General features: G+C 65.6%; 17 protein-coding genes and 1 pseudogene. 9 read left to right on the top strand and 9 right to left on the bottom strand.

What is annotated here, in order from left to right; translation table 11 throughout:
* The first annotated feature begins 18 nt into the window (after positions 1-18).
* Together ACODRZ_RS06250 and ACODRZ_RS06245 are read left to right on the top strand one after the other, a co-directional pair.
* A complete protein-coding gene (locus tag ACODRZ_RS06250) occupies positions 19-2,367 on the top strand; it encodes a TonB-dependent receptor (RefSeq protein ID WP_488971271.1) in 2,349 nt (782 codons plus the stop codon).
* 367 nt (positions 2,368-2,734) lie between these two features.
* Positions 2,735-3,010 (top strand): HU family DNA-binding protein, encoded by a 276-nt coding sequence (locus ACODRZ_RS06245; protein ID WP_488971272.1) that lies wholly within the window; start codon positions 2,735-2,737, stop codon positions 3,008-3,010.
* A gap of 194 nt (positions 3,011-3,204) precedes the next feature.
* Here the strand turns inward: ACODRZ_RS06245 and ACODRZ_RS06240 are convergent, their stop codons facing one another.
* Positions 3,205-5,580 (bottom strand): TonB-dependent receptor, encoded by a 2,376-nt coding sequence (locus ACODRZ_RS06240; RefSeq protein ID WP_488971273.1) that lies wholly within the window; start codon positions 5,578-5,580, stop codon positions 3,205-3,207.
* Positions 5,581-5,807: 227 nt separating this feature from the next.
* Between ACODRZ_RS06240 and ACODRZ_RS06235 the strand changes: the two genes are divergently transcribed.
* Entirely contained in the window at positions 5,808-7,508 is a 1,701-nt protein-coding gene (locus ACODRZ_RS06235) for an arylsulfatase (protein WP_488971290.1), read from the top strand.
* 91 nt (positions 7,509-7,599) lie between these two features.
* On the opposite strand, the gene ACODRZ_RS06230 is transcribed toward ACODRZ_RS06235, so the two are convergent.
* The 3 genes from ACODRZ_RS06230 to ACODRZ_RS06220 are packed head-to-tail and all read right to left on the bottom strand — an operon-like array spanning position 7,600 to position 10,479.
* Positions 7,600-8,388 (bottom strand): ABC transporter ATP-binding protein, encoded by a 789-nt coding sequence (locus ACODRZ_RS06230; RefSeq protein WP_488971274.1) that lies wholly within the window; start codon positions 8,386-8,388, stop codon positions 7,600-7,602.
* Positions 8,382-9,401 (bottom strand): ABC transporter permease, encoded by a 1,020-nt coding sequence (locus tag ACODRZ_RS06225; protein ID WP_488971275.1) that lies wholly within the window; start codon positions 9,399-9,401, stop codon positions 8,382-8,384. The genes ACODRZ_RS06230 and ACODRZ_RS06225 overlap by 7 nt, the downstream gene beginning before the upstream one ends.
* Positions 9,402-9,411: 10 nt before the next feature.
* Positions 9,412-10,479: an ABC transporter substrate-binding protein gene (locus ACODRZ_RS06220; protein ID WP_488971276.1), complete on the bottom strand. Its 1,068-nt coding sequence runs from the start codon at positions 10,477-10,479 to the stop codon at positions 9,412-9,414.
* Positions 10,480-10,743: 264 nt separating this feature from the next.
* On the opposite strand from ACODRZ_RS06220, the gene ACODRZ_RS06215 reads away from it, so the two are divergent.
* Both ACODRZ_RS06215 and ACODRZ_RS06210 read left to right on the top strand, forming a co-directional pair.
* The gene (locus ACODRZ_RS06215; RefSeq protein WP_488971277.1) at positions 10,744-11,907 is read left to right on the top strand and encodes an acyl-CoA dehydrogenase family protein; all 1,164 of its coding nucleotides are present in this window, start codon (positions 10,744-10,746) and stop codon (positions 11,905-11,907) included.
* Positions 11,908-12,127: 220 nt separating this feature from the next.
* Positions 12,128-14,257, top strand: a complete 2,130-nt coding sequence (locus tag ACODRZ_RS06210; RefSeq protein WP_488971278.1) for a TonB-dependent receptor domain-containing protein — start codon at positions 12,128-12,130, stop codon at positions 14,255-14,257.
* Here the strand turns inward: ACODRZ_RS06210 and ACODRZ_RS06205 are convergent.
* The gene (locus ACODRZ_RS06205; RefSeq protein ID WP_488971279.1) at positions 14,208-14,537 is read right to left on the bottom strand and encodes a LysR family transcriptional regulator; all 330 of its coding nucleotides are present in this window, start codon (positions 14,535-14,537) and stop codon (positions 14,208-14,210) included. The two genes, ACODRZ_RS06210 and ACODRZ_RS06205, sit on opposite strands and share 50 nt — an antisense overlap.
* A gap of 43 nt (positions 14,538-14,580) precedes the next feature.
* Positions 14,581-15,924, bottom strand: a complete 1,344-nt coding sequence (locus ACODRZ_RS06200) for an LLM class flavin-dependent oxidoreductase (protein ID WP_488971280.1) — start codon at positions 15,922-15,924, stop codon at positions 14,581-14,583.
* A 415-nt stretch (positions 15,925-16,339) separates the two neighbouring features.
* Between ACODRZ_RS06200 and ACODRZ_RS06195 the strand changes: the two genes are divergently transcribed.
* Positions 16,340-19,234, top strand: a complete 2,895-nt coding sequence (locus tag ACODRZ_RS06195) for a TonB-dependent siderophore receptor (RefSeq protein ID WP_488971281.1) — start codon at positions 16,340-16,342, stop codon at positions 19,232-19,234.
* A gap of 81 nt (positions 19,235-19,315) precedes the next feature.
* Here the strand turns inward: ACODRZ_RS06195 and ACODRZ_RS06190 are convergent, their stop codons facing one another.
* The 3 genes from ACODRZ_RS06190 to ACODRZ_RS06180 form a co-directional block, all read right to left on the bottom strand.
* On the bottom strand, positions 19,316-20,455 hold the full coding sequence (locus tag ACODRZ_RS06190; RefSeq protein ID WP_488971282.1) for a Ca2+-dependent phosphoinositide-specific phospholipase C: 1,140 nt from the start codon (positions 20,453-20,455) through the stop codon (positions 19,316-19,318).
* Positions 20,455-23,094 carry a TonB-dependent receptor gene (locus tag ACODRZ_RS06185; protein WP_488971283.1) on the bottom strand — a complete coding sequence of 880 codons (2,640 nt, stop codon included), beginning with the start codon at positions 23,092-23,094 and terminating at the stop codon, positions 20,455-20,457. Before ACODRZ_RS06185 ends, ACODRZ_RS06190 begins: the two co-directional genes overlap by 1 nt.
* Positions 23,095-23,354: 260 nt before the next feature.
* Positions 23,355-24,293: a LysR family transcriptional regulator gene (locus ACODRZ_RS06180; protein ID WP_488971284.1), complete on the bottom strand. Its 939-nt coding sequence runs from the start codon at positions 24,291-24,293 to the stop codon at positions 23,355-23,357.
* An 88-nt stretch (positions 24,294-24,381) separates the two neighbouring features.
* Between ACODRZ_RS06180 and ACODRZ_RS06175 the strand changes: the two are divergent.
* The 3 genes and pseudogenes from ACODRZ_RS06175 to ku form a co-directional block, all read left to right on the top strand.
* Positions 24,382-24,669, top strand: a pseudogene (locus ACODRZ_RS06175) (aldo/keto reductase); the annotation flags it as partial.
* A gap of 86 nt (positions 24,670-24,755) precedes the next feature.
* A complete protein-coding gene (locus ACODRZ_RS06170; protein WP_488971285.1) occupies positions 24,756-25,946 on the top strand; it encodes an MFS transporter in 1,191 nt (396 codons plus the stop codon).
* A 257-nt stretch (positions 25,947-26,203) separates the two neighbouring features.
* A partial coding sequence (gene ku / locus ACODRZ_RS06165) for a non-homologous end joining protein Ku (RefSeq protein ID WP_488971286.1) occupies positions 26,204-26,684 on the top strand: 481 nt, incomplete at its 3' end.

Genomic DNA, 26,684 nt, shown 5'->3' with positions numbered 1-26,684 from the left:
CCAACCAAGGGGGCTCTCTTGTCCAATTCCCGTATCCGTCGTTCACCCTCCCGGGTCGCCCCGGCCTACCTGGCGCTCGCCTGTGTCGGTTTCGCGTCCACGCCCGCACCCGCACTCGCGCAGGAAGCCAGGGAAGAAGCAACTCCGAACCTCGGCGGCGTGACCGTTTCCGACACCGCGATCGAGGAGACCCCCTACAAGGTCGACCGCGCCGCCTCGCCGAAGTACACTGCGCCGCTGCTCGACACGCCCAAGTCGATCGTCGTCCTGCCCTCCGAAGTGATCCGCGAAAGCGGCTCGACCACCTTCGTCGAAGCGCTGCGCACAGTGCCGGGCATCACGTTCGGTGCCGGTGAGGGCGGCAACCCGCAGGGCGACCGCCCCTTCATCCGTGGTTTTGACGCACAGGGCAGCACGTACATTGACGGCATCCGCAGCGTCGGCGGGCAGTCGCGCGAAATCTTCGCGGTCGAGCAGATCGAAGTGGTCAAGGGCGGCGATTCCACCATGGGCGGTCGCGGCAGTGCCGGTGGCAGTCTCAATCTCGTCAGCAAGATGGCGCATCTGGGCACCGACGCCCGCGCTGATCTCAGCTACGGCACCGACGACTACAAGCGCGCGACGATCGATGCGAACTACCAGATCGCCGAGACCGCCGCGATCCGTCTGAACGGCATGTGGCACGACGCCGACGTCGCCAAGCGCGATGTCGTCACCTACAACCGCTGGGGCATCTCGCCCTCAGCGGCACTAGGGCTCGGCACCTCGACCCGTGCCTTCGTGAACTATTATCACCTCGAAAGCGACGACATCCCCGATCCGGGCATTCCCTTCGAGCGTTCCGCAGGTCAGGTCACCTCGACCGGCCTCCTGCACATCGGCCCTGCCGAGGTCGTGAATGGCCAGAAGGTCGATCGCAGCACGTTCTATGGGCTCGCCAACCGCGACTTCCGCAAGACCAACGTGGACGAGCTTCTCATGCGTGCCGAACATGACCTCTCGGATCGGGTCAAGCTGCGGGGCACCGCCAAGTACGCGAACGCCAAGCAGTCCTACATCATCACCCAGCCCGACGACAGCCAGGGCAATGTGCAGAACGGACTCGTCTGGCGTCGTGCGAATTCGCGCTGGAGCGACGTCGACTCGATGGTCGGCCAGATCGACTTGTCGGGCACTTTCGACACCGGTGGTATCGAACATTCGTTCTCGGTGGGTGCCGAGGCGAGTTGGGAGCAGTCCAGGCGCGGCAACTTCGCGGTGAATACCAACGTCACGTCGGTCAACACGGGTGCCGGCCGTTGCAGCGCTGCGCAGCAGGCGGCGTTCAATTGCACCAGCCTGTTCAACCCGAACCCCTATGACAACTGGCAGAACATTCCGGTCGGCGGCACGACGGGGGTTCCGATCACGCGCAGCGCTGCCACGGCCAAGACCGAGGCGACGACTTATGCGATCTATGCGCTGGACACGATCAGCTTCTCGGACTCGCTGAAGCTGAACCTCGGCATTCGCAACGACTGGTACAAGACGGTCCAGACCACGATCCCGACCACCGCCGCCGCGCCGGTTCTGGAGAAGAAAGACAACTTCCTGAACTATCAGGCGGGTCTGGTGTTCAAGCCCATGGCGAACGGCAGCCTCTACGTGTCCTACGCCAAGTCTACCACGCCGCCCGGCAGTCTTGTCGGTGAAGGGCAGGAAGGTAACGCGATTGCGCTGACCACGCTGGACGATCTCAAGGCGGAGGGCACCAAGTCCTATGAAATCGGTACAAAGTGGGATTTCATGGACTCCGCAGTCGGCCTCAGCCTTGCTGTGTTCCGCACCGAGACCAAGAACGCCCGCACGACCGGCGCCAACGGCCTTCTCGAATACGTCGGCGAGCGTCGTATCCAGGGTGTTGAGATCGGCTTCAACGGCAAACCGCTACCGTTCTGGAGCATCTTCGGGGGTTATACCTACATGGACTCCGAGGTGCGCAGCATCGGCACCAACGTCACACCGACCACGGCATTCGCGCTGGACAAGCCGTTCCCGAACACGCCCAAGCATAGCTTCACGACCTGGACTACCTTCGACATCGCCGAACGCTTCCAGATAGGGGGTGGAGCGATCTATAACTCGAAGCAGTACGGCAGTTTCGGCAATGCCATCATCGCCGGCACCAATAACACGATCGTCCGCTCGATCCCCGGCTACTGGCGCTTCGATGCGACGGCGGCAGTGGATGTGAGCGACAACATCGCGCTGCGCGTGAACGTCCAGAACCTGGCGAACAAGCGCTATTATGACCGCACGTACACCACCCACTTCGTGAACATCGCACCTGGCCGTTCCGCCTTTGCGACGCTATCTCTGAAGTACTGAATCTGATATGGCGGTGCCGTCGCGGGGGCACCGCCATCAGTTGTGATCCCATTGTTTCCTCGGGTTTCGCTGCAAAGCGACGCGCCATTGCCCGCAAGATCGCGCGGAAAGGCGCGGGGCGCAGTGAGACGCCTGCCGGGGAAGTCGTTGCGCCGGATGCGGCGGAGGGGCCGAAAACGCCGCGCGAGGCGGGCAAGCCCAAGCCGGATTGCTTGCATACCGAAAGAAGATCCTTCGGATGCCGTTCAAGCGCCAGCCGGGAAGTGAACGCCCCAGCAGTTTCGTCCGTCGATCCTGAGGTGACGCGGGCATGGCGGATCGTTATGGGGCCAGTCCCTCGAAGCCTATTTCGACAGGAAGAATGCTTATGAACAACAGTGATCTCGCAGATACCATTGCCACCGATGCCGGCATCACCAAGGCCGACGCGCGCAAGATCGTCGATGCCGTTTTCGTTGCGATCACGGACGCAGCGGCCAAGGGTGAAGAAATCTCGCTAAACGGTTTTGGCAAGTTCAAGGTCAAGGACACCCCGGAGCGCGAAGGTCGTAACCCCGCGACTGGTGAAGCGATGACCATCAAGGCCGCTCGCAAGCTGTCCTTTACGCCCGCAAAGGCCGTGAAGGACAAGTTGAACGGCTGACAAACGGCTGCGGCGTCCTCCTCGCGAGGGCGCCGCCCTTTGCCCCCGAGTAGGAGGCTAACAGCGAGCATCGACCTTGCGCCGCGTGATCGACCGGCCAGTGTCAACTCGACCGAAGTCCGTTTGAGTGCGGATGCTCGTTCCTTGCCACGGCATTGAACTCTGCCAGATGCCGTGGCGGGACCACTCCGGATTCAGAACTTCGTCCTGAGCGTTACGCCATACGTGCGCGGATCTCCCAGAGTGCCGGTCACCGCGCCTGTGGTCCCGGCGGACAGGCTGAGGTAATAGAGCTTGTCCGTCAGGTTGCGCGCCCACAGCTGTATGTCGAGTACCCCGTCGAGCGCCCGCACGCCGATGCGCGCATTGACCAGCGAATAGCCCGGGATCAGCGAATAGCGCGAAAGGCTGGCGGTAGTGTTGAAGTCCGACCGGTAGCTGTAATCGGCGCCGAAGTAGACTTCGCTGTCGCGGCCCAGCACTTCGCCCAGGCCCTGACGCGCTTCGCCGCCAGCCGAGGCCGCCCACTTCGACACGCCCGGCAGACGCCGTCCGCTGAGATCGCAGGTGGTCTGCCCGGTCACCTCGATCGGGCACGGTGCATTGGGATAGTCCACGTACTTCGCATCGGTGAACGCGCCCGAGGCATAGAGCGACAGCCACGGCGCCGGATTTGCGCGCAAGTCCGCCTCGAAACCGCGCGTGCGCACTTTGCCGACGTTGGTGAAGTAGGACTGGTTGTTGCGCTCCACATCGACCACCGTGGTCTGGTAATCGCTGTCATCGGTCCAGAACGCGGCTAGGTTGGCGGTCAGCTTGTTGCCGAACCACGCGGTCTTCACGCCCAGTTCGTAGCTGTCGATCGTCTCGGGCTTGATGACCGGATCGGCGGCGAAGGCGCCCGTCGTCACGATGTTGGCAAGGTTCAAGCCGCCGAACTTGTGGCCGCGCCCGAATGTCGCGTAGACCAGCGCGTCGGGCGTGACCTTCCACGACAGCGTCGCCGAGCCGGACAGGCGGCCTTCCTTGGTGCTGGCGGAATAGGAATTGGCGACGCCGTAACGCGAGCGGATCGAGTTGGCGGCGGCCAACTGCGCGGTGGTCAGCCCGTCGAGGCTGGCGCCGGTGGCAGTCTGCTCGAACCAGCCGGTCTTGGTCTCGTAGGTGTAGCGCAGGCCCGTGGTGAGATCGAGCGTGGGCGTCACGTGCCAGATCGTCTGGCCGAAGGCGGCGTAACTGTTGGTCACCGGGCGCGAGTGGCCGAGGATGGTGTAGCCGTTGAGCGCGGCGGCAGCGGCGGTGCGGTCCACGCTGGGCGCCACGAACCATGCGGCGGCATCGCTGCCATAGGCATTCAGCGCCTCGGCATCGATCGACTGCCACAAGTAGTAGAGGCCCGCGACGTAATCGACCTTGCGCGTGCCTTCCGAGGCGATGCGCAGTTCCTGGCTGAACTGGCGCTGCTCGTTGCTCTGGTGGAAGTCGGTGCCGGCGTCGAGGCTGGTGGAATCGCCGTCGTTGTGCGGATACCAGTTCCACGCGCGGTAGGCGGTGACCGAGGTGATCGTGTTGCCCGGAATCGTGAGGTCGGCGATCGAGGTCACGCCCCACTGGTTCATCTTGTAGCGAGGGTTGGCATCCACATCGACCTGCCGCGCCGAAGGATCGATCGGCAGCGGCGTATAGCCGGTGCGCGCGGCGCGGGCGTAGTAGTTGTTCGCGAAGGTCGTGCCGTTGTCGTACTGGGTGAGCACGCCGGTTAGGACCGCCGCCGCCGTCTTGGAATGCTGGCGGCCATAGTCGCCGATCAGTCGCAGCTTGAAGTTGCTGGCAGGCGTGAACAGCAGCTGCCCGCGCAGGCCGAAATCGTGGTAGTCCTGCGTGTCCGAACCGTCATAGCGGTTGGTCATGTAGCCGTCGCGGTCAGTTTTTGACACGTAGAGGCGCGCGGCCAGCAGATCGTCCACCAGCGCGCCGCTGGTATAGGCGTGAACCTGCCGGAAATCGTAGTTCCCGAAGGTCACGTCGCCGCCCGCCTCGGGCTCGAACGTGGGCGACTTGGTGGTGACGACGACCGCGCCCGCCGAAGTGTTCTTGCCGAACAGCGTGCCCTGCGGCCCGCGCAGCACTTCGATGCGCTCCACGTCTGAGAGGTCGAACACCGCCTGTCCAGGCCGCGCGAGGTAGACCTGGTCGACATAGACGCCGACCGCCGGTTCCAGCCCGTCATTGTAGACCGAGACATTGTTGCCGAGGCCGCGGATGTTGATGCTAGTGTTGCGCGGATTGGTGTTGGTGACGACGAGGCTGGGGGTCAACTGCTGCAGATCGCGCAGGTTGTAAGTGCGTGTCGCGGCCAGCTGCTCGCCGCCGAAGGCGTTGGCGGCCACCGGAACGTCCTGGATGCGCTCGTTGCGGCGACGGGCGGTGACCATGATATCGAGGCCTCCACCACCTTCTGCGTCGGCAGCGGCTTCGGCGGCAGGCGCCTCGTCGGCGTATGCGGGGGCGGCAGCCAGCGCGCTCGACCCGAGCAGGGCGAGCGTAGTGGCACGCAGGAACGTGTTCATGAAAAAGACCCTCATTGCATGATGCGACCGGCGACCGGGCGGCCACCTGAAACTCAACTGTTTTAGTAGAGAACTCATTGTGTGCAGCAACAAAGATTCTCTACATAACTGGTAGAGTAAAACTTTGTGGGCCGCCGGGGGTGCTCTCGTTAGGTCTTGCGCTCCCACGCAACGCCACGAACGGAACCGACGTGACCCGCAAGGCCGCCCTGATCGCCGCCGCTCTCATGAGCACCCTGATGACCCGTCCCGCCGCCGCGCAGGCGCTCCCCGCCGCGCCTGCGCCCGCTCCGGGCACCGCGCAGAGTGCTGCGCGGCCCAACTTCCTCGTCATCGTTGCCGACGATCTCGGCTGGTCGGACCTCGGCGCCTTCGGCAGCGAAATCGCGACGCCGAACCTCGATGCGCTGGCCAACGGCGGCGTGCGTTTCACCGGCTTCCACACCGCGCCCACCTGCTCGCCCACGCGCTCGATGCTGCTGAGCGGTGTGGACAACCACGAGGCCGGGATCGGCACGATGGTGGAATCGCGCCCCGCCGCTTTTGCTGATCGGCCCGGCTACGAAGGCTATCTCAACGACCGCGTCGCCTCGATCGCGGAACTGCTGCAGCAGGGTGGCTACCGCACGCTGATGTCGGGCAAGTGGCACCTCGGCCTCACCGAGGATCGCGGCCCGGCGGCACGCGGGTTCGACCATTCCTACGCGCTGCTGCAGGGGCTGGGCAATCACTTCGGCGCCGACCAGAATGCGGCCTGGACGAAGGCCAAGGCCAATTCGCTCTACCGGCAGGACGGCAAGCTGGTGAAGTTCCCGGTCGGGCACTACTCGGCGGACCAGTTCGCCGACAAGCTGATCGGCTTCCTCGATGACGGGGCCGCTGACAAGCGCCCGTTCTTCGCCTACCTCACTTTCACCACGCCGCACTGGCCGATGCAGGCCCCGGCCGAGACGATCGCGAAGTACAAGGGCCGCTACGATGCGGGCTACGAAGTGCTGCGTGCGCAGCGGCTGGAGCGGCAGAAGAAGCTTGGCCTCGTCGCGCTCGACCAGCAGCCCCATGCGCTTGACGGCGTGAAGCCGTGGGACAGCCTGACCGCCGAGCAGAAGGCTTTCGAGGCCCGCAAAATGGAAGTCTACGCGGCGATGGTGGACCGCATGGACCAGAACGTCGGCCGCGTGGTCGCCGAACTGAAGCGCACCGGCCAGTACGACAACACGGTCATCGTGTTCCTGTCGGACAACGGCCCCGAGGGCAGCGAGATCGACGCTCCGTTCCAGGTGCGCGGCGTGCCGGACGGCGCAAAGAAGCTGGGCATCGACAACCGGCTGGAGAACATCGGCAACGTGACCTCCTACGTCGGCTACGGCGCCGGATGGGCGCAGGCTAACAGCACGCCGTCTTGGCTGGTGAAGGGTTACCCCACTGAAGGCGGCACGCGGGTTTCGGCTTTCGCCTCGGGCAAGGACGTCGTCGGCAACCGGATCGCGCGCGGGTATCTCAGCGTCACTGACATCGCGCCGACCCTGCTCGACCTTGCCGGGCTGACCCAGCCCACCACCTACAAGGGCCGCGCGATCCTTCCGTTCGAGGGGCACAGTCTCGTCCCGGTCCTCGCCGAGAAGGCCAGCGAAGTGCGCTCTCCCGAGGAGCCGATCGGCACCGAACTTTTCTACCGCCGGGCACTGCGCAAGGGCGACTGGAAGGCGGTCTACCTGCCGAAGTCCGGCTCGACCTACCCGCGTGACGGCGTGGGTGAGGGCAAGTGGCAGCTCTTCAACCTCGCGACCGACCCGGCCGAAACCACTGACCTTGCCGCCAGCCATGCGGCCAAACTGGCCGAACTCGTGGCGGATTGGGATCGCTACGCGGCGCAGAAGGGCGTCGCGCTGCCCGAGGATGCCACGGGCAAGTCAGCGAAGCCCTGAATCTGCGCATGTCGGGCGCGCTGTCCGGGCATGGCGGCCCGAGATGGCGCGCCCGGGGATGCCCCGGCTGCGCGCAACGGCATCCGTACTTTCAAAATTCGTGCTCATGCCCAAGCGAGCCCAGTATGTCGCGGCGCAGGGCTTGCAGGGCAGGACTGTCCCGGTGGCGGGGGTAGGGCTCCTCGATCGTCACCTCGCGCACGATCCGGGCGGGGCGGGGGCTGAACACGACGATGCGCTGGGCCAGTAGCAGGGCTTCCTCGACGTCGTGGGTAACCAGCAGCACGGTGAATCCGGCATTGCGCCACAGGCGCAGGATCTCGGTCTGCAGGGTCATGCGGGTCAGCGAATCCAGCTTGCCGAAAGGCTCGTCCAGCAGCAGCAGGCGCGGGTCGTTCACCAGCACGCGGGCCAGCGCCGCGCGCTGCGCCATGCCGCCGGAAAGTTCGCTCGGCAGGGCCTGCTCGAAGCCTTCGAGGCCGACGAGGCGCAAGGTCCGGTCGATGCGCGCGGCGGCTTCCTGTGGGTCCACGCCCTGCGCTTCGAGACCGAGCGCGACATTGCCGTGCACGCTGCGCCATGGGTATAGCGTCGGGTCCTGGAACACGAGCAGCCGCGACGGATCGGGGCCGACGATGCGGACCTTGTCTGCCCCCAGTTTGCCTTCGGAGGGTGCCTCCAGCCCCGCCAGCAGGCGCAAAAGCGTGGATTTTCCGCAGCCGCTGGGGCCGAGCAGGGCGACGAACTCGCCGGGCTCGATGTCGAGGGTGACGTCGTCCAGCACCGGTAGCGGGCCGCCGGGCGTGTCGAAAGCGTGGTGGACGCCGCGCGCCTGCACGGACAGGCCGTGGGTCGCGGGGGAATGGACTAGAGTTACCATCGAACGATTGCCTTCTGCCAGGCGAGCACGCGGTCGCGCACGGTGAAGAGGAGGGCGATGAGGCCCGAGAACAACAGTGCCATCACGATCAGCGCGCCGTAGAGGTTGGCATAGGCCGCCCACCCCTGCGCCCACTGGAGATACCAGCCAAGCCCGGCCTTCACGCCCATCATCTCGGCCACGATCAGGACCGCGAACGATGCGCCGAGGCCCATGAAAAGGCCCACGAAAACGTCCGGGAGCGCGGCCGGGATCGCCACTTTGAGGATCAGGAACCGCTCGCTCGCGCCGAGGGTCCGGGCGATGTCGTAGTAGGCCGCGTTGACGCCCTTGACGCCCGAGGACGTCAGCACCGCGACCGGAAAGGCGGTCGCCAGCGCGATCAGGAAGGTGCTCGCGCTCTGCGATCCGGGGAACACGAAGAACGCCAGCGGCAGCCATGCGGTCGCAGGCAGCGGACCGACGAAACGCAGGATCGGATGGCCCCAGTAGCTCGCCTGTTTCCACCAGCCGATGGCGACGCCGTTGGCGAAACCGACCGCCCCGCCGATCGCATAGCCCGGCAGCAGCAGAAGCAGCGAACGGGCCGCGCTTTCGAGCAATCTGGCGCTGTCGTCGGTATAAACTTCGAGGATCGACTGGGGTGGGGGGAAGAACGGAAGCGGCAGAATTGCGGTCTTTGCGGTCAGGATCTGCCACAATGTGAGCAGCACCGCGCCTGCGCCGAGCCAGCGATCCCACGGCCGCAGCGCCGCCAGTCGGCCGCGATTTCCGGCGAATGCAAGGAGGCACAGGGCGGCACTCAACGTGCACTCAAAGGCACCCAACAGCCCCGAACGCGACCATGGGGTGATGTCAGGCCATGTCCAGGTGACCCCGGCGGCGCCAGCCCATGCCAGCGCCGCGAAGATGCCGCCACGCCACACCGGCGCGCGCGGAGAAGCCGGTTCGACCACCTCTTCACTGCGCGCGGCGAAGCCGTCAGACGATAGGGCGAGGGCGCTGCTGCTCATGGCGTGTCCTTCATGCGAAAAGCTGTTCGACGGTGCGGCTGGCGAAGGTCTGTGGATCGGTGGTCGGCTTCATCACGCCGACGTCGCGCAGCTCTCCGGCGTAGAGCGCGACCTCATTGTGGAGATCGCGGCCGACCGGGTGGTGATCGTGCGTCTGCATCTTCAGCACCGCGACCAGATCCTCGACGCTGGCCTTGGCATAGGGCGCGAAGGCGCGGGCCACTGCCTCGGGCTGCTGCGAGCAGATCGAGGCTGCCGTCGTCAGCGCCTGTGCCAGCGCGACGCCGCTGGCGCGGTCGCGGCGCAGCAGGTCGCCGCTGGCGCCGAGCACGCAGCACACGCGGTCCTGCCAGGGGGCCGAGAGGTTGGAGAGCACCTCCACCAGATCGCCGCCCGAATTCTTCTGCAGCACGTAGGCGATAGGATCGGAATCGACGAAAGCCTGGATCTCGCCCTTCTCGACCGCGGCGGCGAGGAGCGGCGCGGGGAATGCCTTCCATTCGACGTCGCGGTTCGGGTCGAGGCCGTTGGCCTTCAGCAGCACTGCCAGCGCGTTGCGACCGGCGCCGGTGATTTCCGACAGGCCGATCGCCTTGCCGCGCAGGCTCTCCACCGCATCGGTGATCCCCGCCCGTCGCGATCCGAGCACGCGGATGCAGCCGCCGTGGGTGCCGGCGATCAGCCGCACGTCGAAGCCCTGCTCCAGCGGCTTGATCCAGCGCAGGATCATGCCGACCCCGGCGTCGGCCTTGCCGGTGGAGATCGCTTCCAGCAGCTGATCGGTGGACCCGGCGAAGTTCATCAGCTCCACGTCGAGGCCGAAGCGCTCGTAAATGCCCTGCTCCTTGGCCAGCAGCGCGGGGGCGAGGCAGATGGCGTTGGCATTCCACGCCAGCGTGATCTTGCGCTGCCCTTTCGCATTGCGCGGCAGCGGCGAGGGCCGCGCGGCGGCATAGAGCCCGGCCGCTCCCGCCGCCGCGACCACGCCGCCCGCCAGCACGCTGCGCCGGTTGACGAGCGGACGCGGCGGCGGGGCTTCGGGTTCGGCGATGTCGTCGTCAGGCGGCGTGAAAGTCATGCGGGTTCGCTTGCTGGAAGGGAAATGGAGACCCGCACGCCGGGGGTTTCACGCGAAGTGCCCCGGCAGGATCAATCCTTGCTCCCCAAGCCTAGCGCCGCGATCGGACAAGACTATCGGGCAATGGCAATGTGACTATTGAGCTATCTCAACAGAAATTCAGTCCACAAACTCTCAAGCCAGATCGCGCCGAACTCGTTTGCCCGACGCGGCGGCAGTGAACACAGGTTGCGCCAGACACCTTGTGCTTCCGGAGCTTCGACGATGGCGACCCGTATACTTGAACCCGCTGCGCTGCGCCATCCCGATGACGCCGCCTTGCAGGAGATCACCCGCAGGCTGGCAGTCACCGCGCAGGACCACGACCGCGCCGCCACGTTCCCGCGCGCCAACTTCGCCATTCTGGCCGAGGCGGGCCTCATCGGCCTGACCGTCGATCCTCGGCTTGGCGGCGCGGGCACGGGCTATGCCGATACGCTGAGGGTGCTGGGCGCGGTGGCTGAGGGCGAGCCGTCCACTGCGCTGATCCTGTTCATGACTTATGCCTTCCACGCCGCCGAGAAAGGCGCCCGCTGGCCGCGCCCGCTCTACGAAAGACTGGCGCGCGAGGCGGTGGCGGGGCGCGGGCTGATCGGCACGTTCCGGGTAGAGCCGGAACTCGGCACCCCGGTGCGCGGGGGCCTGCCCAAGACCACCGCCACGCGCACCCCGCAAGGCTGGAGCATCAGCGGCGAGAAGATCTATTCCACCGGATCCACCGGGCTCGACTGGTTCGTCGTCTGGGCGCGCACCGACGAGGTAGCCCCGCGCGTTGGCAGCTTCCTCGTGGACCCGGCGACGCCCGGTATCACCATCGTGCCCGAGTGGGACCACCTCGGCATGCGCGCCACGGTGAGCCACAAGGTCGTGTTCGAGGACGTGGCGATCCCGGCGGAACACGCGGTCGATGTCCGGCTTCCCGCCGAGTGGGAACCGGCGGCGGGGCAAGCCCTGTGGAACGCGCTGGCGATCGCCACGATCTACGACGGCGTCGCCCGCGCCGCACGGGACTGGCTGGTCGGCTATCTCAACGCGCGGGTGCCCGCGAACCTCGGGGCTGCGTTGGCGACCCTGCCGCGCGTGCAGGAGAAGCTGGGCGAGATCGAGGCGCTGCTCTACACCAACCGCGCCCTGATCGCAGGCGCGGCGCGGGCGGCCGACGAAGGCGCGCTGCCCTCCTCCACCGAGGCCAACCTGATCAAGCATGTCGCCAATGCGAATGCGATCCGGGCGGTGGCGCTGGGTCTGGAACTGACCGGCAACCCGGGCATCAGCCGCAACAACCCGCTCGAGAGGCATTACCGCGACGTGCTGTGCAGCCGGATTCACTCACCGCAGGCGGACACGGTGCTGGTCGGGGCAGGGCGCAAGGCGCTGTTTGCCCAGTGAGGTGCAGACGACGTCGCCACTCAATTCGCGGGCGGCGTCCTGCAATTCAGCGGCAATATTGACGCAATGTTTATCCATTTAATTTCACATGGCATTTCCATTCGGTCATATTTTATTTCCCGACCATTGCCTTGAGCGCCTCCCGATTGACACCCCGGCCAAATTTATCAACCGGCCCCGCTAATGCGAGTACGTCGCATTACCAACAGGGGGTTCAGCCGTGTCCATCGTCTCTCGCATCGCCAGTAATCGTTCCCGTCAGCTTGCCGGGAGCGGCCTTGTCCTGCTTGCGTGTCTCGGGGCGCAGACTGCCCGCGCTGACGACGCGGCGGATGCCGAAACCGGATCGCCGATCGTGGTCACGGCGGCGGGCTATGCACAGGATATCATCGAGGCGCCCGCAAGCATCACCGTGATCGACCGCGCCGATCTGCAGGACAAGCGCTTCGGCAGTCTGGCGGAGGCTCTGCAGGACGTGCCCGGCATCGACGTCGGCGGCGAGGCGGGCAAGACCGGCGGCCTCAACATCTCCATTCGCGGCATGCCCAGCGACTACACGCTGGTGCTGATCGACGGCCGCCGCCAGAACGCGCCGGGCGGCGTCACCCCCAACGGCTTCGGCGAGACTTCGACCAGCTTCATGCCGCCTTACTCCGCCATCGACCGGATCGAGGTGGTGCGCGGGCCGATGTCGACGCTTTACGGGTCGGACGCGATGGGCGGCGTCGTCAACATCATCACCCGCAAGGTCGGCAGCCGCTGGGTCGGCACCGCCACCGCCGAAAGCACGATCCAGGGGGACGAGCGTTTCGGCAACATCCAGTCGATCAACGGCTTCGCGCAGGGGCCGGTGGTGAAGGACCTCGTCGGCCTGACGCTGCGCGGCAGCGTGTTCCACCGCGAGGGATCGAGCATCGAGATCCCCGGCGATCCGGCGCTGACGCTGGGGCGCAACCCGGTCCGCTCGGACGTCTATACTTATGGCGGGCGCCTGAGCATCACGCCCCATGCCGATCATGACCTGTGGGTCGAATTCGACCGGAACGAGCAGACTTACGACAATACCGAAGGCCGGCTCGGCACACTGGGTTCGGGCGGCTATTCGCCCGAGCAGAAGTTCAACCGCACCAACTACGTGCTCGCGCATAGCTGGCGGATGGGTGATTTCGGCCAGCTCGACACCACCCTGACCCGCAACGACACCGAGACCATCGGCCGTCTGATCCCCAACGGCACCCCCGGCGCGGTGCCCGGCAGCGCCCGTTCGCTGGAAGCACGCAACGACATCATCGACAGCCGCTTCGCCGGCAAGGCGGGACCGCTGGCGTTCACCGTCGGCGGCCAGTACTGGAAGGCCCGGATGATCGACGGCGTCGCGCCCGAGCCGTTCAAGTTCACCCAGTGGGCCGGTTTTGCCGAGGCCACGCTGACCGTGTTCGACGGCTTCAACGTCACCGGCGGCATGCGCTACGACGATCACTCGACGTTCGGCAACAAGTGGTCGCCGCGCGCCTATGCGGTGTGGAACGTGACCGATGCGCTGACCCTCAAGGGCGGTGTCAGCCGCGGCTTCAAGACCCCGCGCGTGGAACAGATCGCCAGCGGCATCATCGGCTTCGGCAGCCAGGGCCGCGTCCCGCTGATCGGCACGCCGGGCCTGACGCCGGAAACGAGCACCACCTACGAGGCGGGCATCTACTTCGACAACAAGGGCTTCTTCAGCGGCAACGTCACGCTGTTCAACAACGACTTCGACGACAAGATCGCCAGCGGTCCCGGCATCCCGAACTGTTCCTTCGCGGGCAATCCCAACCGTCCGGGCTGTCTGGACGTGGGCAACTTCCCGGCGGTGGACCTGTTCGGCCAGTCGATCAACATCGACAAAGCCCGCACGCGCGGGGCCGAAGTGGCGACGCGCTTCGCCTTCACCCCCGCGCTTACCCTGGCGCTGAACTACACTTATACCGAGACCGAGCAGCTCAGCGGGTCGGAAAAGGGCCTTCCGCTGATCGGCATGCCCAAGCACATGGTGAACGGCAACTTGCGCTGGAAGGTCAGCGATGTTGCAAGCGTCTGGGCGCGGGCCGAGGTGCGCTCCAGCCGCTATCGCGGCGCCAATGCGCAGCAGGTGGCGGTGGGCGACTTCCGCAGCTACGAGGTGTTCCACCTTGGCGGCTCGTACCAGATCGCCCCGGCCTTCCGCCTTGCCGCGACCGTCTACAACGTGCTCGACACCGACTATGCGGTGTACGTGCCGTACCAGAGCGGCGCGGCGACGGTCTACACGCCCGCCTACTCGATCAATCAGGAGGGCCGCCGCCTGTGGCTTTCGGCGACGGTCGACTTCTGACCGGCACGCTGCCGCCTTGCATGTGCCGCACCGCCAGCGACAGGCTGGCGAATGCGGCCTGAAGATGCGGCAGCGCATCGGCCGCCGGCGGGGTAAGAGACAGCCCGCCGGGGCCGGTGCGCGGCCTTGCGAAAAGGTCCAGTCCGAAGTCCTTCTCCAGCCGCGCGACGAGCTGGCCGACGGCGGAGGGCGTCACCCCGAGTTCGCGCGCGGCCAGCAGGAAGCTGCGATTGCGCGCGACCGCCTCGAACGCGCGCAGGGCATTGAGGGGTGCGTTCACGGGATGAGGACCCGGCATGGATGCGCTTGTCAGGTGCGTGCCGTCACTCTGCGGCCACCGCCACCGCCAGCGACGGCGCGGCATGGCGATGCTCCGGCACCGGCAGGCCGAGGTGGCCGCGCAGGGTGTCATGCGCGTATTCGGTGCGGAACAGGCCCCGGCTCTGGAGGATAGGCACGACGCGCTCGCGGAAGAGGGCGAACTCGTCCGGGGCGCCGACGACGACGTTGAAGCCGTCCGCCGCGCGGCCCGTGAACCAGCGCTCGATCTCGTCGGCGATCGTCTCGGGCGAGCCGACGAAGCCCTTGCCGCCGGGGTTCTGGCCGCGCTGGGCGGCCTGCCGCAAGGTCAGCTTCTCCTCGCGCGCGGTGCGGATGATCCGCTCGGCCGCGCCCTTGTAGCTGTTGAGCGTGACGCCGGTGAGATCGGGGAAAGGCGCGTCCAGATCGTACTGGCTGAAGTCGTGGTAGTTGAACGCGCGGCCGAGCTGGACGAGCAGCTTGGCGATATCGAGGTTCTCCGCACGCTCGCGCTCGATGCGGCGGGCTTCCTCGTCCGTCTCGGCGATCAGCGGGAACAGGCCGGGGAGCACCTTGATCGCGTCCGGGTCGCGGCCGAGTGCGGCGGCGCGGGCCTTGAGGTCGGCGTAGTATTGCTGGCCCGAGGCGAAGTCCGGCGAGGCGGCGAAAGTGGCTTCGGCGATGTGGGCGCCGAGGTTGCGGCCCTCGTCGCTGTCGCCCGCCTGGAAGATCACCGGCTGACCCTGCCGCGAGCGGGTGAGGGCCAGCGGCCCGGCCACCGCGAAATGGCGGCCTTTGTGGTCGAGGCGGTGCTGTTTGTCCTTGTGCAGGAACAGGCCCGATTGCTTGTCGCGAGGGAAGGCGTCGTCTTCGTAGCTGTCCCATAGGCCCTGCACGACCTCGACGAATTCCTGCGCCCGTTCGTAGCGCACGGCGTGGTCGAAGTGCTCCTCGCGGCCGTAGTTGCGCGCGGCGCCTTCGAGGCCGGTGGTCACCACGTTCCAGCCCGCGCGGCCCCGGCTGATATGGTCGAGCGAACCGAACTGGCGCGCGACGTTGTAGGGCTCCCAGTAACTCGTCGTCAGCGTGCCGACGAGGCCGATGCGCGAGGTGTGCCCGGCGACGGCGGAAAGCAGCGTCAGCGGCTCCAGCCGGTTGAGGAAGTGCGGCGAGGTGTCTGGCGTGATGAACGGGGAATCGACGATGAACACCAGGTCGAACTTGGCGTCCTCGGCGAGTTTCGCGTTGGTGATGTACCAGTCGATATCGACGCTGGCATCGCCCGGCACGTCGGGATGGCGCCAGTTGTACTGGTCGTTGCCTACGCCGGTAAGTATGGCGCCGAGATGAAGCTGCCGCTGGCTCATGAGGATATTCCCGTTTCTGCTGTGACGATGGACAAAGCCTAATCGACACATTCCGCGGCGAATAACGAGCGTTTCCCATAGCGTTATTCGCGTCGCTAAACGGACGGCGGCAGTATGATCAATTCTCAAGCGAGCGGTTCGACTTCCAATTTGTCTCATCGCCGGGCGGCCCATACCCATCGCTCATCAGGTCAGGCCTCGGCGACTATTTGACATCAAACGCCGATATAAATGCCGTGCTGGTGAGACACGCTGAAAAGGCCCTGCACGCTGCCATGGCGTGCGCGCCGGATGCACCCTGACCTCGGGGATATCCTTTTTCGAAAATCGACAGGTCGGGCCGGATTTGCCGCTCCCGGAAGCTCCCGCTGCGGGGCTTCAAGCGGTGCGCCCGATGAATAGACAGGGGTGAACAATGCGAAAATCGGCACGCCATACGGGCAATGCCTGGGGATCGGCCAGCAGTCGGCACGCGCTGGGCTTCGCGCTGGCGATGGCGGTAGGCACAGGGGCGGCACCAGCCTTCGCGGCAGACGAGGCGGAAGGCGCGGACAGCAGCGATGCGGCGGCGGAAATCCTCGTCGAAGGGACGCGCTCGCGTGGGTCGGTGGTGGAGGCCGGGCCGCTTGGCACGCGCACCATTCTGGAGACGCCGTTCTCGGTCTCCGCCGCCGATACCGACCAGATCAACGGTATCGCCGCGACCACGATCGACGCCGCGTTCAATTACGATCCTTCGGTGCGCTCCAACAATTCGGGGCTGGCTTCGGGCAATACCTTCAGCATTCGCGGGCAGGCGGTCGACCTCACCAACGGCTACAAGTATGATGGGCTGGCCTTCCCCTACTGGTTCCAGGACCACCCGATCGAGGCGGTCGATCAGATCCAGGTGCTGAAGGGCGCGGGCGGCTTCGTCTACGGCTATGCTTCGCCCTCGGGCGTGGTGAACTTCATCTCGAAGAAGCCGACCGACGAACTGGTCGCCACCGCCGGGTTCTCCCTGCGCAGTTCAAGCATCTGGCGCGCGCACGTGGACATCGGCGGGCCGCTGACCGAGACGGGCTCCACCGCCTTCCGCCTTAACGCAGTGGAGGAGCAGGGTACGCTCTACAACGGCGCCTACAACAAGAATACGTTCGCGCAGTTGTGGCTGCAGGGCGAGATCACGCCCGACCTGACGTGGAGCGTCGACGGGTACTATCAACGCACGTGGCAGGCGGGGCAGTCCAACACCGTCAGCTTCACCACCGGCGTTACCTCGCTGGCGACGATCAGCGGGGCGGATTTCAACCTCGCCTCGAAATCCACGCACAAGTTCAACGACATCAACCAGGTGACCGGCCGCCTGAACTACCAGATCGCGCCTGACTGGAAGATCTCCGCCGCGCTGCGCTATTCGGCGCTGGACGAGCGGTTCACCGGCAATACCGCGCAGATCATCAACAACGCGGGCGACTATCGGATCGGCGTGCTGGGGATGAACCGCAAGTTCACGTACCATGTGGGGCAGTTGTCGATCGACGGAACGTTCCATACCGGCGCGATCGAGCATGCCGTGGTCGCCGGGTTCGATTATCTCGACGTCGATTACGATTACGACTACAACCCCTACACGACCAACCGCGTGCCGACGGTGTCCTACGACTTCAACCTGACCGGCAACATCTACGCCAACAATGTGCCCGACTGGGCCTTTGCGTCCTACACCGACAGCAACGGGCAGGTGGTGACGGGTCGCCAGTTCCAGCGCCCGCCCGACTGGTTCCGCTATCAGGAAATCCGCCAGCGTGGCCTGTTCCTCAGCGATACGCTGAAGCTGGGCAATGCGGAACTGATGCTGGGCGGCCGCTATACCTTCTATACCGAGCGCAATTACGAGCCGGTGCTGGCGGACACGAACTACAGCGAGAACAGCTTCACGCCCGTCGCGGCGCTAAGTTACGACGTGGCACACGGCGTGAGGGCCTATGTCTCCTACGTGCAGGCCCTGCAGCGCGGCACGCAGGCCCCGGCCAACGCGCTGAACTATGGCCAGAGCTTCGGCCCGATCAAGAGCACGCAGTACGAAGCGGGCGTCAAGGTCGATCGCGGCACCTGGGGCGCGACGCTGGCGGCGTTCCGCACCAAGGTCCCGTCCGAGTTCCTCAACGCCGAAAGCTACTGGGTGCGCGACGGCGAGCGGCGCTTCCAGGGCATCGAGTTCGACGCGCACTGGCAGGCGACCCCCGAAGTGCTGCTGAAGTTCGGCGCCGCCTATCTCGACGCGGTGCAGACCAAGGCATCGAGCGCGGCGCTGGTGGGCAAGAAGGTGCCGGGCGCCACTGCGTTCCAGACATCGGGCTTCGTCGAGTATTCGCCCGCGTTCCTGCCCGGCTTCTCGGCGTTCGGCGGCGTGCGCTATTCGGGCAAGGCCTATGGGCAGGTGACGAACACCTTCATCTACAAGCCGGTCACCATCGGCGATGCGGGCATCTCCTACGAACTGCCGATCGAGGGCCGCTCGGTGACGGTTTCGGGCAATGTCCAGAACATTACCAACGAGCAGTACTGGGTGCCGGGTTCGGGCGGCGTCTCGCTTTCGGCAGGCGCGCCGCGCACGTTCAGCCTGAACCTCACGGTCTCCACCGGCCCGATTGAGCGGCGCGATACCGGGTGGAGTGAAGGCTCCGGAGCGGGCGGCTTCTACATCGGCGCGGCGGCGGGCGGCACGAAGATCAACGGCGGCAGCTTCGACATCCGCGCCCGCGTGAACCCTGCGCTCGGTGTGGATCGTGGTGGCCTGAAGACCTCGTACAAGACCGGATGGGAACTCGCCGGGAGGCTGGGCTATGACTTCGGCTTCCTGCGCACCGAACTCGAACTGGCGCGCCAGCAGTTCGATCTCGACCGGGTGACGCTGGGCTCCACGCGCATCGCGGTCGATCCGGTTTCGCGTATTACGGGAACTTACGATGATCCTTCCGGCACCACCCGCATCCAGTCGATCCTGCTCAACGGTCTGGCCGACATCGCCACCGGCTCGCGCTGGTCGCTGGAAGCAGGCGGCGGCATCGGCGTGGCGCGGATCAACCAGTACCGCTGGAAGCTGGAGGCGGACGAGAGCAGCACCTTCGCCTACGAGAACAAGGTGCGCTTCGCCTGGCAGGCCGTGGTCGGCGCGCGCTATGCCTTGTCCGACCGGCTCGATGCGACGCTGCGCTATCGCTATCTCAACGTCTCCGACGTGTTCCTGCAGACGACCACCGCCAATGCCATCGAGGGCGCGTTCCACACGCATAGCGTGCTCATAGGATTGAACTATGCTCTTTGATTAGTTCAATTCGAAGCGGCAAGGCGGCCGCGCCCGGCATCGGACAGGGATGCTTTCTCCGCGCGGGCGCGTATCGTCATCTCAGGGCTTCACGGTGCAGGGACCGGCTATGCGCACCGGGTTGCAGCCCGCCATCGCGCGGTTCGGCAGGGTCACGGTAAAGTGCAGGCCCAGCGGGTCCGGCGCGCCGGGGTAGTAGTCCGTGCTCACCGCCTGCGCGCCGCTTTCGATCGCCGCCTTCGTCTTGGCGAAATCGTGCGCGCGGGCCTCGACGGTGTTGGCGTCGGTCCGGGTGCGCACGATCACGCCGGACTTGACCCATTCACGGATCCTGGCGCCATCGACGATGGGGTCCTGCACGATCTGGATCGCGCTCTCCGGCTCACCATCGGGATACCAGCCGAACATCGCCCGACCGCGCAGCGAAGAATGACCGGCACGATAGGCGTCCGATACCGCGCTGCGGACATCGAGAAGGATGTAGATGCGCCCGCGCGTCGCGTCCAGCGTCGGCCAGCCCGTTGTCTTCACCGCCTCGGCCAGCGTGGCGGCCTTGCCGCGCACTTCGTCCGGGGTGATGAGGCGCTTGCCGGGGAGCGCCTTGCGGATTTCCCCGTCCAGAGCATCCAGCAGCACCGCGTCGTCGAGCGGGAGCGGCTGGGTGAGGCCGTGGGTGTTGGGCGTATCGGCCGCATTGAGGGTAATCATGATCGGCAGATGGCCGGGATGCGCCCGTGACCATGCATCGACCTCGCGCAGGCAGCCGATCAGGGTCGCGCAGACGACATGATAATCGACGTCGGGAATGTGCTGGACCTTGAAGCCCGGCTTGCCCATCGCGGCCGCATCGAAGCCGCCGGCGCGCGCATGGGCGCGGTCCGCATCGGACAGCAGCGCCTCGCCTTTGGGATTGGCGAAGCGGCCGCCTTGGGGATCGGCGAATATGTCGATCTCCAGCTGGCGCACGCCCGCATCGAGCTGCGCGGCCAGAGGCAGGTGGTAGTAGTCCAGCGCCTCCGCCATCTTAGGGTCGCGGCGGCGCAGGTCTTCCATGATGGCGGCAGGGATGCGCGCCTTGTAGCTGTTGTGTGAACCGACGACCTGAATGTCGTTCATGCGCAACCCATTGCCATCGCGCGCCGACGCCGGGGAGACCGAAGCCCCCCCGAATGCCAGCGCCGCAAGCAGGATCGCGGTGCTCCTTGCCCTGACGCCGTGCATCAGAACTCCGCCCGCGCGCCGAACAGGATCGTGCGGCCGTAGTCGTTGATGTCGCCGTAGCGGATCGGCAGGTCGTTGTAGGTGTACTGGCGGGCCTTGGCGATGTTGATCGCCTCCAGGCTGAGCGTCACGTTGCTGGTGAGGCGATAGGCCAGCGAGCCGTCGAGCGATCCGAACGAGGCGGTGTAGGTCGGAGCCTGCGTGGTGCTGCCGGTGCCCGACAGGTAACGGTCGCGCCAGACGTAGGACAGGCGGGTCGAAACCGGACCCTTTTCAAAGAAGCCGACCACGTTGAAGCTGTTCTTCGACAGGCCGATCATCTCGTTCTTGATGACGCGCGAACCGGCGGTGTAGTCCGCCTTGACCGAGGTGCGGGTGTATGACGCCTGGAAGCCCAGACCGTCGAACGGCTGCGGCAGGAAGGTGAAGACCTGCTGGTAGGCGGCCTCGAACCCGTAGACCTTGGCGCTGCCGCCGTTGACCTGCGTGCTCAGCTGCACCGTGCCGCGCCCCGGAATGTCGATTGGCACGTTCTGCTGGGTGATGTAGTCATCCATCGCCTTGTAGAACACCGCGCCGGTGAGCGAGCCGGACTTGTTGAAGTACCATTCCAGCGAGCCGTCGAACTGCGTGGCGAGGAACGGCACGAGGTCCGGGTTGCCGCCGCTGGCGGTCGGCGCGTCGGTCGAGATGGTGATGCGCGGGGCGCTGTCCGTCACGTTCGGACGAGTTAGCACTCGGCTGGCGCTGAGGCGGCCGATGAACGACGGGGTCAGTTCCGCGCGCAGGTTGAAACTGGGCAGGACGTTGTTGAACGTCTTGGGATAGCTGACCGGGGTGATTGTGTTGCCGGTGCGCAGGTTGCCGCTGGCAACCTGGTCGGTGTGGACATAGCGCAGGCCCAGGTTACCCGTGACCGGCACCGAACCCAGCGAGAAGTCGTAATCGGCGCGGATATAGGCGCTCAGGATCTTCTCGGTGGTCTTGAACGATGCGGCAAGGTCGGCCGGGGTCAGCGCCGAATTCTCGACGGCAGGCGTGAAGAACGCATCCAGATAGGCGCTGGTCACCGGCACCAGGAAGTTGCGCGGAATGTTGCCGCCAAGGCCGCTGAGGTAATCGTCGAACGGCAGTTGCTCGTAGGCGCCCGAACCCAGGCTCGACAGCGGCGTGCCCGAGGCGGGGTTCACGATGAAGTCGCGGCGCGAATAGTCGCGCTTGCGGAACTGGTACTCGCCGCCGACCGCGATCTTGGAGAGGAAGCCGTCGAAATCGTGGGCCACGTCGCCGCGGGCGTAGAAGTTCCAGTCCTTGCTGTTCTTGGGCGCGATGTTGAACTGGTAGAGCTGGTAATTGGCCGGGTTGGTCGGATCGACGGTGGTGTTGAAGTCCGGCACTTCCTTGTAACCGCGCGTCGCATCGTAGGTCAGCGGCGCGAAGAACATCGCGCGGCTGCGCACGGTGCCCACATCATAGCTGGGGTGATAGCTGTGCGCGTAGGACCAGTTCACCGTGCCTGCGACATGCCAGGCGTCATGGTCCCAGGTCTGGCGCAGGCCGACGTTGAACAGGTCGTGGCGGTTGAGGCTGTACTCGCGCGAGGCCATGAAGCGCACGTCGTTGATCGTCGCCTTCACCACGGTATCGCCGTCGATCACGGTGCTGCCCGGCACGATGGTCGGGCGGTGACCGGCGACGCTGGTGTCGTCGGGATAGATGTCGAGGCCGAATTCGTCGTAAGCCACGTCGAGGCGGGTGGCGAGCAGGTTCAGCGTCGTCGTCATCTCCGGGTTCGGGCGCCACTGCATCGACAGCATGCCCGAAAGACGCTCACGCTTCTCGGTCTCGACTGTGGCGCGAGTGCGGGTGGGCAGGTAGAGGCCGGTCTGGCCCAGTTGCGAGGCGAAGCGGTCCTTGTACCAGCCGGCGTTGTACCAGCGGTCGTTGCGCACGTCCTTGGCCCAGTACTGGGCGCCGACGAGGATGCCGAAGGTGTCGTCCTTGTTGACCCAGCTGGTGATGAGCGTGGCGTTGGGCTTAACCTTGCCGGTCTGCTCGGTATACGTGCCGCGCAGGTTGAGCGTGGTCTTGGTGCCGACGTCGAACGGCTCGAAGGTCTTGACGTTGATGTTGCCGCCCAGCGCGCCCTCGGTCATGTCGCCGGTAGGCGTCTTGACCACGTCGATGCTGGAGGTGAACTCGGCCGGGAGCATCTCGAAGCGGAACTGGCGACCGGCGGCGCCGCCGTTTTCGATCACTTCGTTCACCGCCACCGGGCTGCCGTTCAGCAGGGTGTTCTGGAACTGCGGGCCAAGGCCGCGGACGCTGACGTTCAGACCTTCACCGCGCGGACGGGTGATGGCGACGCCGGTGACCAGCTGCAGCGCTTCGGCGACGTTCTGGGTGGGGAACTTGCCGATGTCGGTCGAATTGATCGAGTCCACCTGATACGAAGCGGTGCGCTTAGCCTCCGTCGCGGCGCGCAGGCTGCGGGCGTAGCTGCCGGTGACGACGATGTCCTCGCCGTTGACGCCCGCATCGGCATCGGGCGCGGCGGACTGCGCGGATGCAGGGATGGCGAGGGTCGCGAAAAGGATGGCTGACGTCGATGACGCCAGAGCCCGCTTGGTGATACGCATATGAGATGTGCCCCGAAGTGACTTTTTATGTTGGGGGCCAACTAGAAAGCACTCGTGACCTTTCGTGGTCAAAGCCGTGACGGTTCGATGACCTCTGCAATTTTGTGGAAATATATTTCAATACGCAGGGCTTTCCGGCTGGCTGCCAGATCGAGTTCGGCGGCCAACTGCCGCGCCTGCTTCCAAACAATGCCGCTGCTGGTACAGCGAAGGCGAGAATGTGGTACAAGGCCTCTTCAACGCCTTCGATGCAAGGTCAGTCAGCCGCCCGAATGCTGCAATACCCGATCATGCTGGATCAGGTGCTTCGCAAGGAAGTCGACGAAGACCCGGACCCGGGCCGGCACGTTTGTTCCGCCCAGAAAGACGGCATGGATTGTCTCGATGTCGCCCGGATTATAATCCTCGAGTATCGCTACCAACTGGCCTGATGCCAGCTCGGGCTCGACACTGAACCGACCCACCCGGGTAATGCCGACACCGTCGGCCGCGAGCTGGCCAAGCGTCTCACCATTGTTGGCCTCGATCGTGCCGCGAACGCTAAGCGCATAGTCCCGTCCATCCTTGCGGAACGGCCAGACGGGTTCGGCCCGGCGGAAATTGAAGTTGAGGCAATTATGGCCATGCAGATCCTCCGGGGTCGCCGGGGTGCCGTGGCGGTGCAGATAAGCCGGCGAAGCGACGATGACCCGGCCGTTTTCGCCCAGCTTGCGGGCGGTCAGCGGACTGTCGGCCAGGGGGCCAAAGCGGATCGCCACATCTGCCTGTCCTGCGGCGATGTCGACCAGCCGGTCGCTGAGGCTGATATCGACGATGATATGCGGATAAAGCTGCGCAAACTCGCCGAGCAGCGGCACGATGCACAGCCTGCCGTGGGAATGCGCCGCGCTTACCCGCAGTCGCCCGCGCGGGGCGCCGCGATCGGCGATCGACTGTTCGGCTTCGTCAAGATCGGCGAGGATGCGCCGGGCACTGCCGAGATAGGCCTGTCCCTCGGCCGTCAGCGTCAGGGCGCGGGTGGAGCGCAGCAGCAGGCGAACTCCCAGCCGATCCTCGATCCGGTCCACCGCGCGGCTGACCGCCGAGGGCGTCAGGCCCAGCAACCGGCCCGCCGCCGAGAAACTGCCTTCGGAGATCACCGCCGCGAAGGTTTCCAGCGCCCGTGCCCGATCGGCATGGAAGGGTATCTTTTCGTCCAATGCAAAGATCTTTCGCCTCTTGGCCCCCTAAACGTGGGCCGTTGGTCATTCCATTTATGCGTGCATCACGGAATGAAAAGGGATCACGATGGAATATCGGCAACTGGGCGCATCGGGCCTGCGGGTACCGGCGCTGAGCTTGGGCACCGGCACGTTCGGCGGTTCCGGTCCCCTGTTCGGGGCCTGGGGCAATAGCGACGCGCAGGAAGCGCGCCGTCTGGTCGATATCTGCCTCGAAGCCGGCATAACCCTGTTCGACACCGCCGATGTCTATTCGGGCGGCGCGTCGGAAGAAGTGCTGGGCGCGGCGATCAAGGGACGGCGCGACGCAGTGCTGATCTCCACCAAGCTTGGTCTGCCGACCGGGGACGGCCCGGATGCCCGCCTATCCCCATGCACCCTATCACCAACAGGACGGCTTCGCCCGCCTGAACCCGCCGCTCGTCTGACGGGAGGGGCATCATGAAGATCAATCCACCACTCCTTGCGCTGGCGGCAGGGGCCTTCGGCATCGGCGTCACCGAATTCGCACCGATGGGCCTGCTGCCCGTCATCGCCGCCGACCTTGGTGTCTCGATCCCTTCGGCCGGTCTGCTGATCAGCGCTTATGCGATCGGCGTGATGCTGGGCGCGCCGCTGATGACGCTGACCACCGGGCGATTGCCGCGCCGCACCTTGCTGATTGCGCTGGCCGCGATCTTTACTGCGGGCAATCTGATGGCAGCGCTTTCCGGCAGTTACGGGATGTTGCTGTTCGCGCGGATCGTCACGTCGCTCAACCACGGCGCTTTCTTCGGCGTAGGATCGATCGTCGCTGCCAGCCTGGTCCCGCCCCGGCGGCAGGCCGGCGCGGTGGCCGCCATGTTCATGGGACTGACGATCGCCAATGTCGTCGGCGTGCCGCTGGCGACCTGGGCGGGCGAAGTCATGGGCTGGCGCTCGGCATTCTGGGGCATTTCCGTGCTCGGTCTGCTGACCATCGCGGCGTTGCGCCTGACCTTGCCGGACATGCCCGCGCCGACGGACGGCGATGCACGATCCGAACTGCGGGTGCTGATGCGAGGGCCGGTGCTGGCGGCGCTGGGCCTGACGGTGGTCGGCGCGAGCGCGATGTTCACCGTGTTCACCTACATCACCCCGATCCTGCGCGAGCAGACCCATGGCTCGATCGGTTTCGTGACGGCAATGCTGGTGGTCTACGGCGTGGGCCTGACCATCGGCAACTGGCTCGGCGGGCGCTTTGCGGACCGATCGGTCGATGCGACTCTCATCGTGACGCTGGCTGCTTTGACGGCGGTACTGGTCGCTTTTGCCTATGCCATGCCGTATGCGGGGCCGACTGCCGTGCTCATCTTCCTGTGGGGCATTGCCAGCTTCGCACTGGTGCCGCCGCTGCAAGTCCGCGTGATGAGTGCGGCCGCCGATGCACCGAACCTGGCTTCCTCGATGAACATCGGCGCCTTCAATCTCGGCAATGCGATCGGCGCCGCGCTGGGAGGAGGTGTAATTGCTGCGGGCTTCAGTCTGCCGTTTGTTGCGATCGCTGGAGCGGCAGCGTCGGGCGTCGGCTTGCTCGCCGTGCTGATGAGTGCTCGAAAGTCTGCACCATACGATGCGCGGCTCAGCTGCATCCAGTCTTGCGGTGACGGTTAATGCCGCCTCTCCTGTCAGCAGTCGGATGGCAAGGCGATTGTCGACAGCGCCCAGCATGATACCGAGCCGGTCAGGCTTCGACGACGGGCGGCGCCTCGGGCGACCAGGTGGCCAAGGACATGATCGCTGAACGTATCGGCCCGGGCGCTTGCGGTGTAATGTGATCGATCCATTATTATCTTTGCCCTCATCGTGCTTGCGGCCACCGGGAACCGTCTGCCCCGCTTCGGCTTGTCCCATCGAGGAAGGAATCCGCCATGCCTGCACGCGCATACTGGAAAGGCCAGATTCGTCTGGCGCTCGTCTCGATCCCGATCGAGGTCTACCCGGCGACGCGATCGGGGGCGGCGATCTCCTTCCACCAGATCCATGAGCCGAGCGGCAAACGCATCCGCTACGAAAAGGTCGCGCCCGGCGTCGGCCCGGTGGACCGCGACGAGATCATCAAGGGCTTCGAGGTCTCAAAGGGCAGCTACGTCCTGCTCGATGAGGAGGAAATCGAAGCGGTGAAGATAGAGAGCCGCAAGACGCTGGAACTCGTCCAGTTCGTCGATGCCGACGAGATCGACGTGCTCTATTACGAGAAGCCCTACTTCGTCGTCCCCGCCGACGATCTGGCGGAAGAAGCCTATACCGTGCTGCGCGAGGCGCTGCGCAAGACGCGCAAGGTCGGCCTCGGCCAACTGGCGGTGCGCGGGCGCGAGCAGCTGGTATCGATCAAGCCGTGCGGGCGGGGGC

Source organism: Novosphingobium sp. FG90, assembly GCF_057808725.1.
The sequence above is the reverse complement of the archived record's forward strand: the minus strand, read 5'-3'. Positions and strand labels throughout refer to the sequence as shown.

Excerpts from the sequence above, each read along its gene's own strand:
- ACODRZ_RS06245 (WP_488971272.1), top strand. The coding sequence starts at position 2,735 with ATGAACAACAGTGATCTCGCAGATACCATTGCCACCGATGCCGGCATC.
- ACODRZ_RS06240 (WP_488971273.1), bottom strand. The coding sequence starts at position 5,580 with ATGAACACGTTCCTGCGTGCCACTACGCTCGCCCTGCTCGGGTCGAGC.
- ACODRZ_RS06235 (WP_488971290.1), top strand. The coding sequence starts at position 5,808 with ATGAGCACCCTGATGACCCGTCCCGCCGCCGCGCAGGCGCTCCCCGCC.
- ACODRZ_RS06230 (WP_488971274.1), bottom strand. The coding sequence starts at position 8,388 with ATGGTAACTCTAGTCCATTCCCCCGCGACCCACGGCCTGTCCGTGCAG.
- ACODRZ_RS06225 (WP_488971275.1), bottom strand. The coding sequence starts at position 9,401 with ATGAGCAGCAGCGCCCTCGCCCTATCGTCTGACGGCTTCGCCGCGCGC.
- ACODRZ_RS06220 (WP_488971276.1), bottom strand. The coding sequence starts at position 10,479 with ATGACTTTCACGCCGCCTGACGACGACATCGCCGAACCCGAAGCCCCG.
- ACODRZ_RS06215 (WP_488971277.1), top strand. The coding sequence starts at position 10,744 with ATGGCGACCCGTATACTTGAACCCGCTGCGCTGCGCCATCCCGATGAC.
- ACODRZ_RS06200 (WP_488971280.1), bottom strand. The coding sequence starts at position 15,924 with ATGAGCCAGCGGCAGCTTCATCTCGGCGCCATACTTACCGGCGTAGGC.
- ACODRZ_RS06195 (WP_488971281.1), top strand. The coding sequence starts at position 16,340 with ATGCGAAAATCGGCACGCCATACGGGCAATGCCTGGGGATCGGCCAGC.
- ACODRZ_RS06190 (WP_488971282.1), bottom strand. The coding sequence starts at position 20,455 with ATGCACGGCGTCAGGGCAAGGAGCACCGCGATCCTGCTTGCGGCGCTG.
- ACODRZ_RS06185 (WP_488971283.1), bottom strand. The coding sequence starts at position 23,094 with ATGCGTATCACCAAGCGGGCTCTGGCGTCATCGACGTCAGCCATCCTT.
- ACODRZ_RS06170 (WP_488971285.1), top strand. The coding sequence starts at position 24,756 with ATGAAGATCAATCCACCACTCCTTGCGCTGGCGGCAGGGGCCTTCGGC.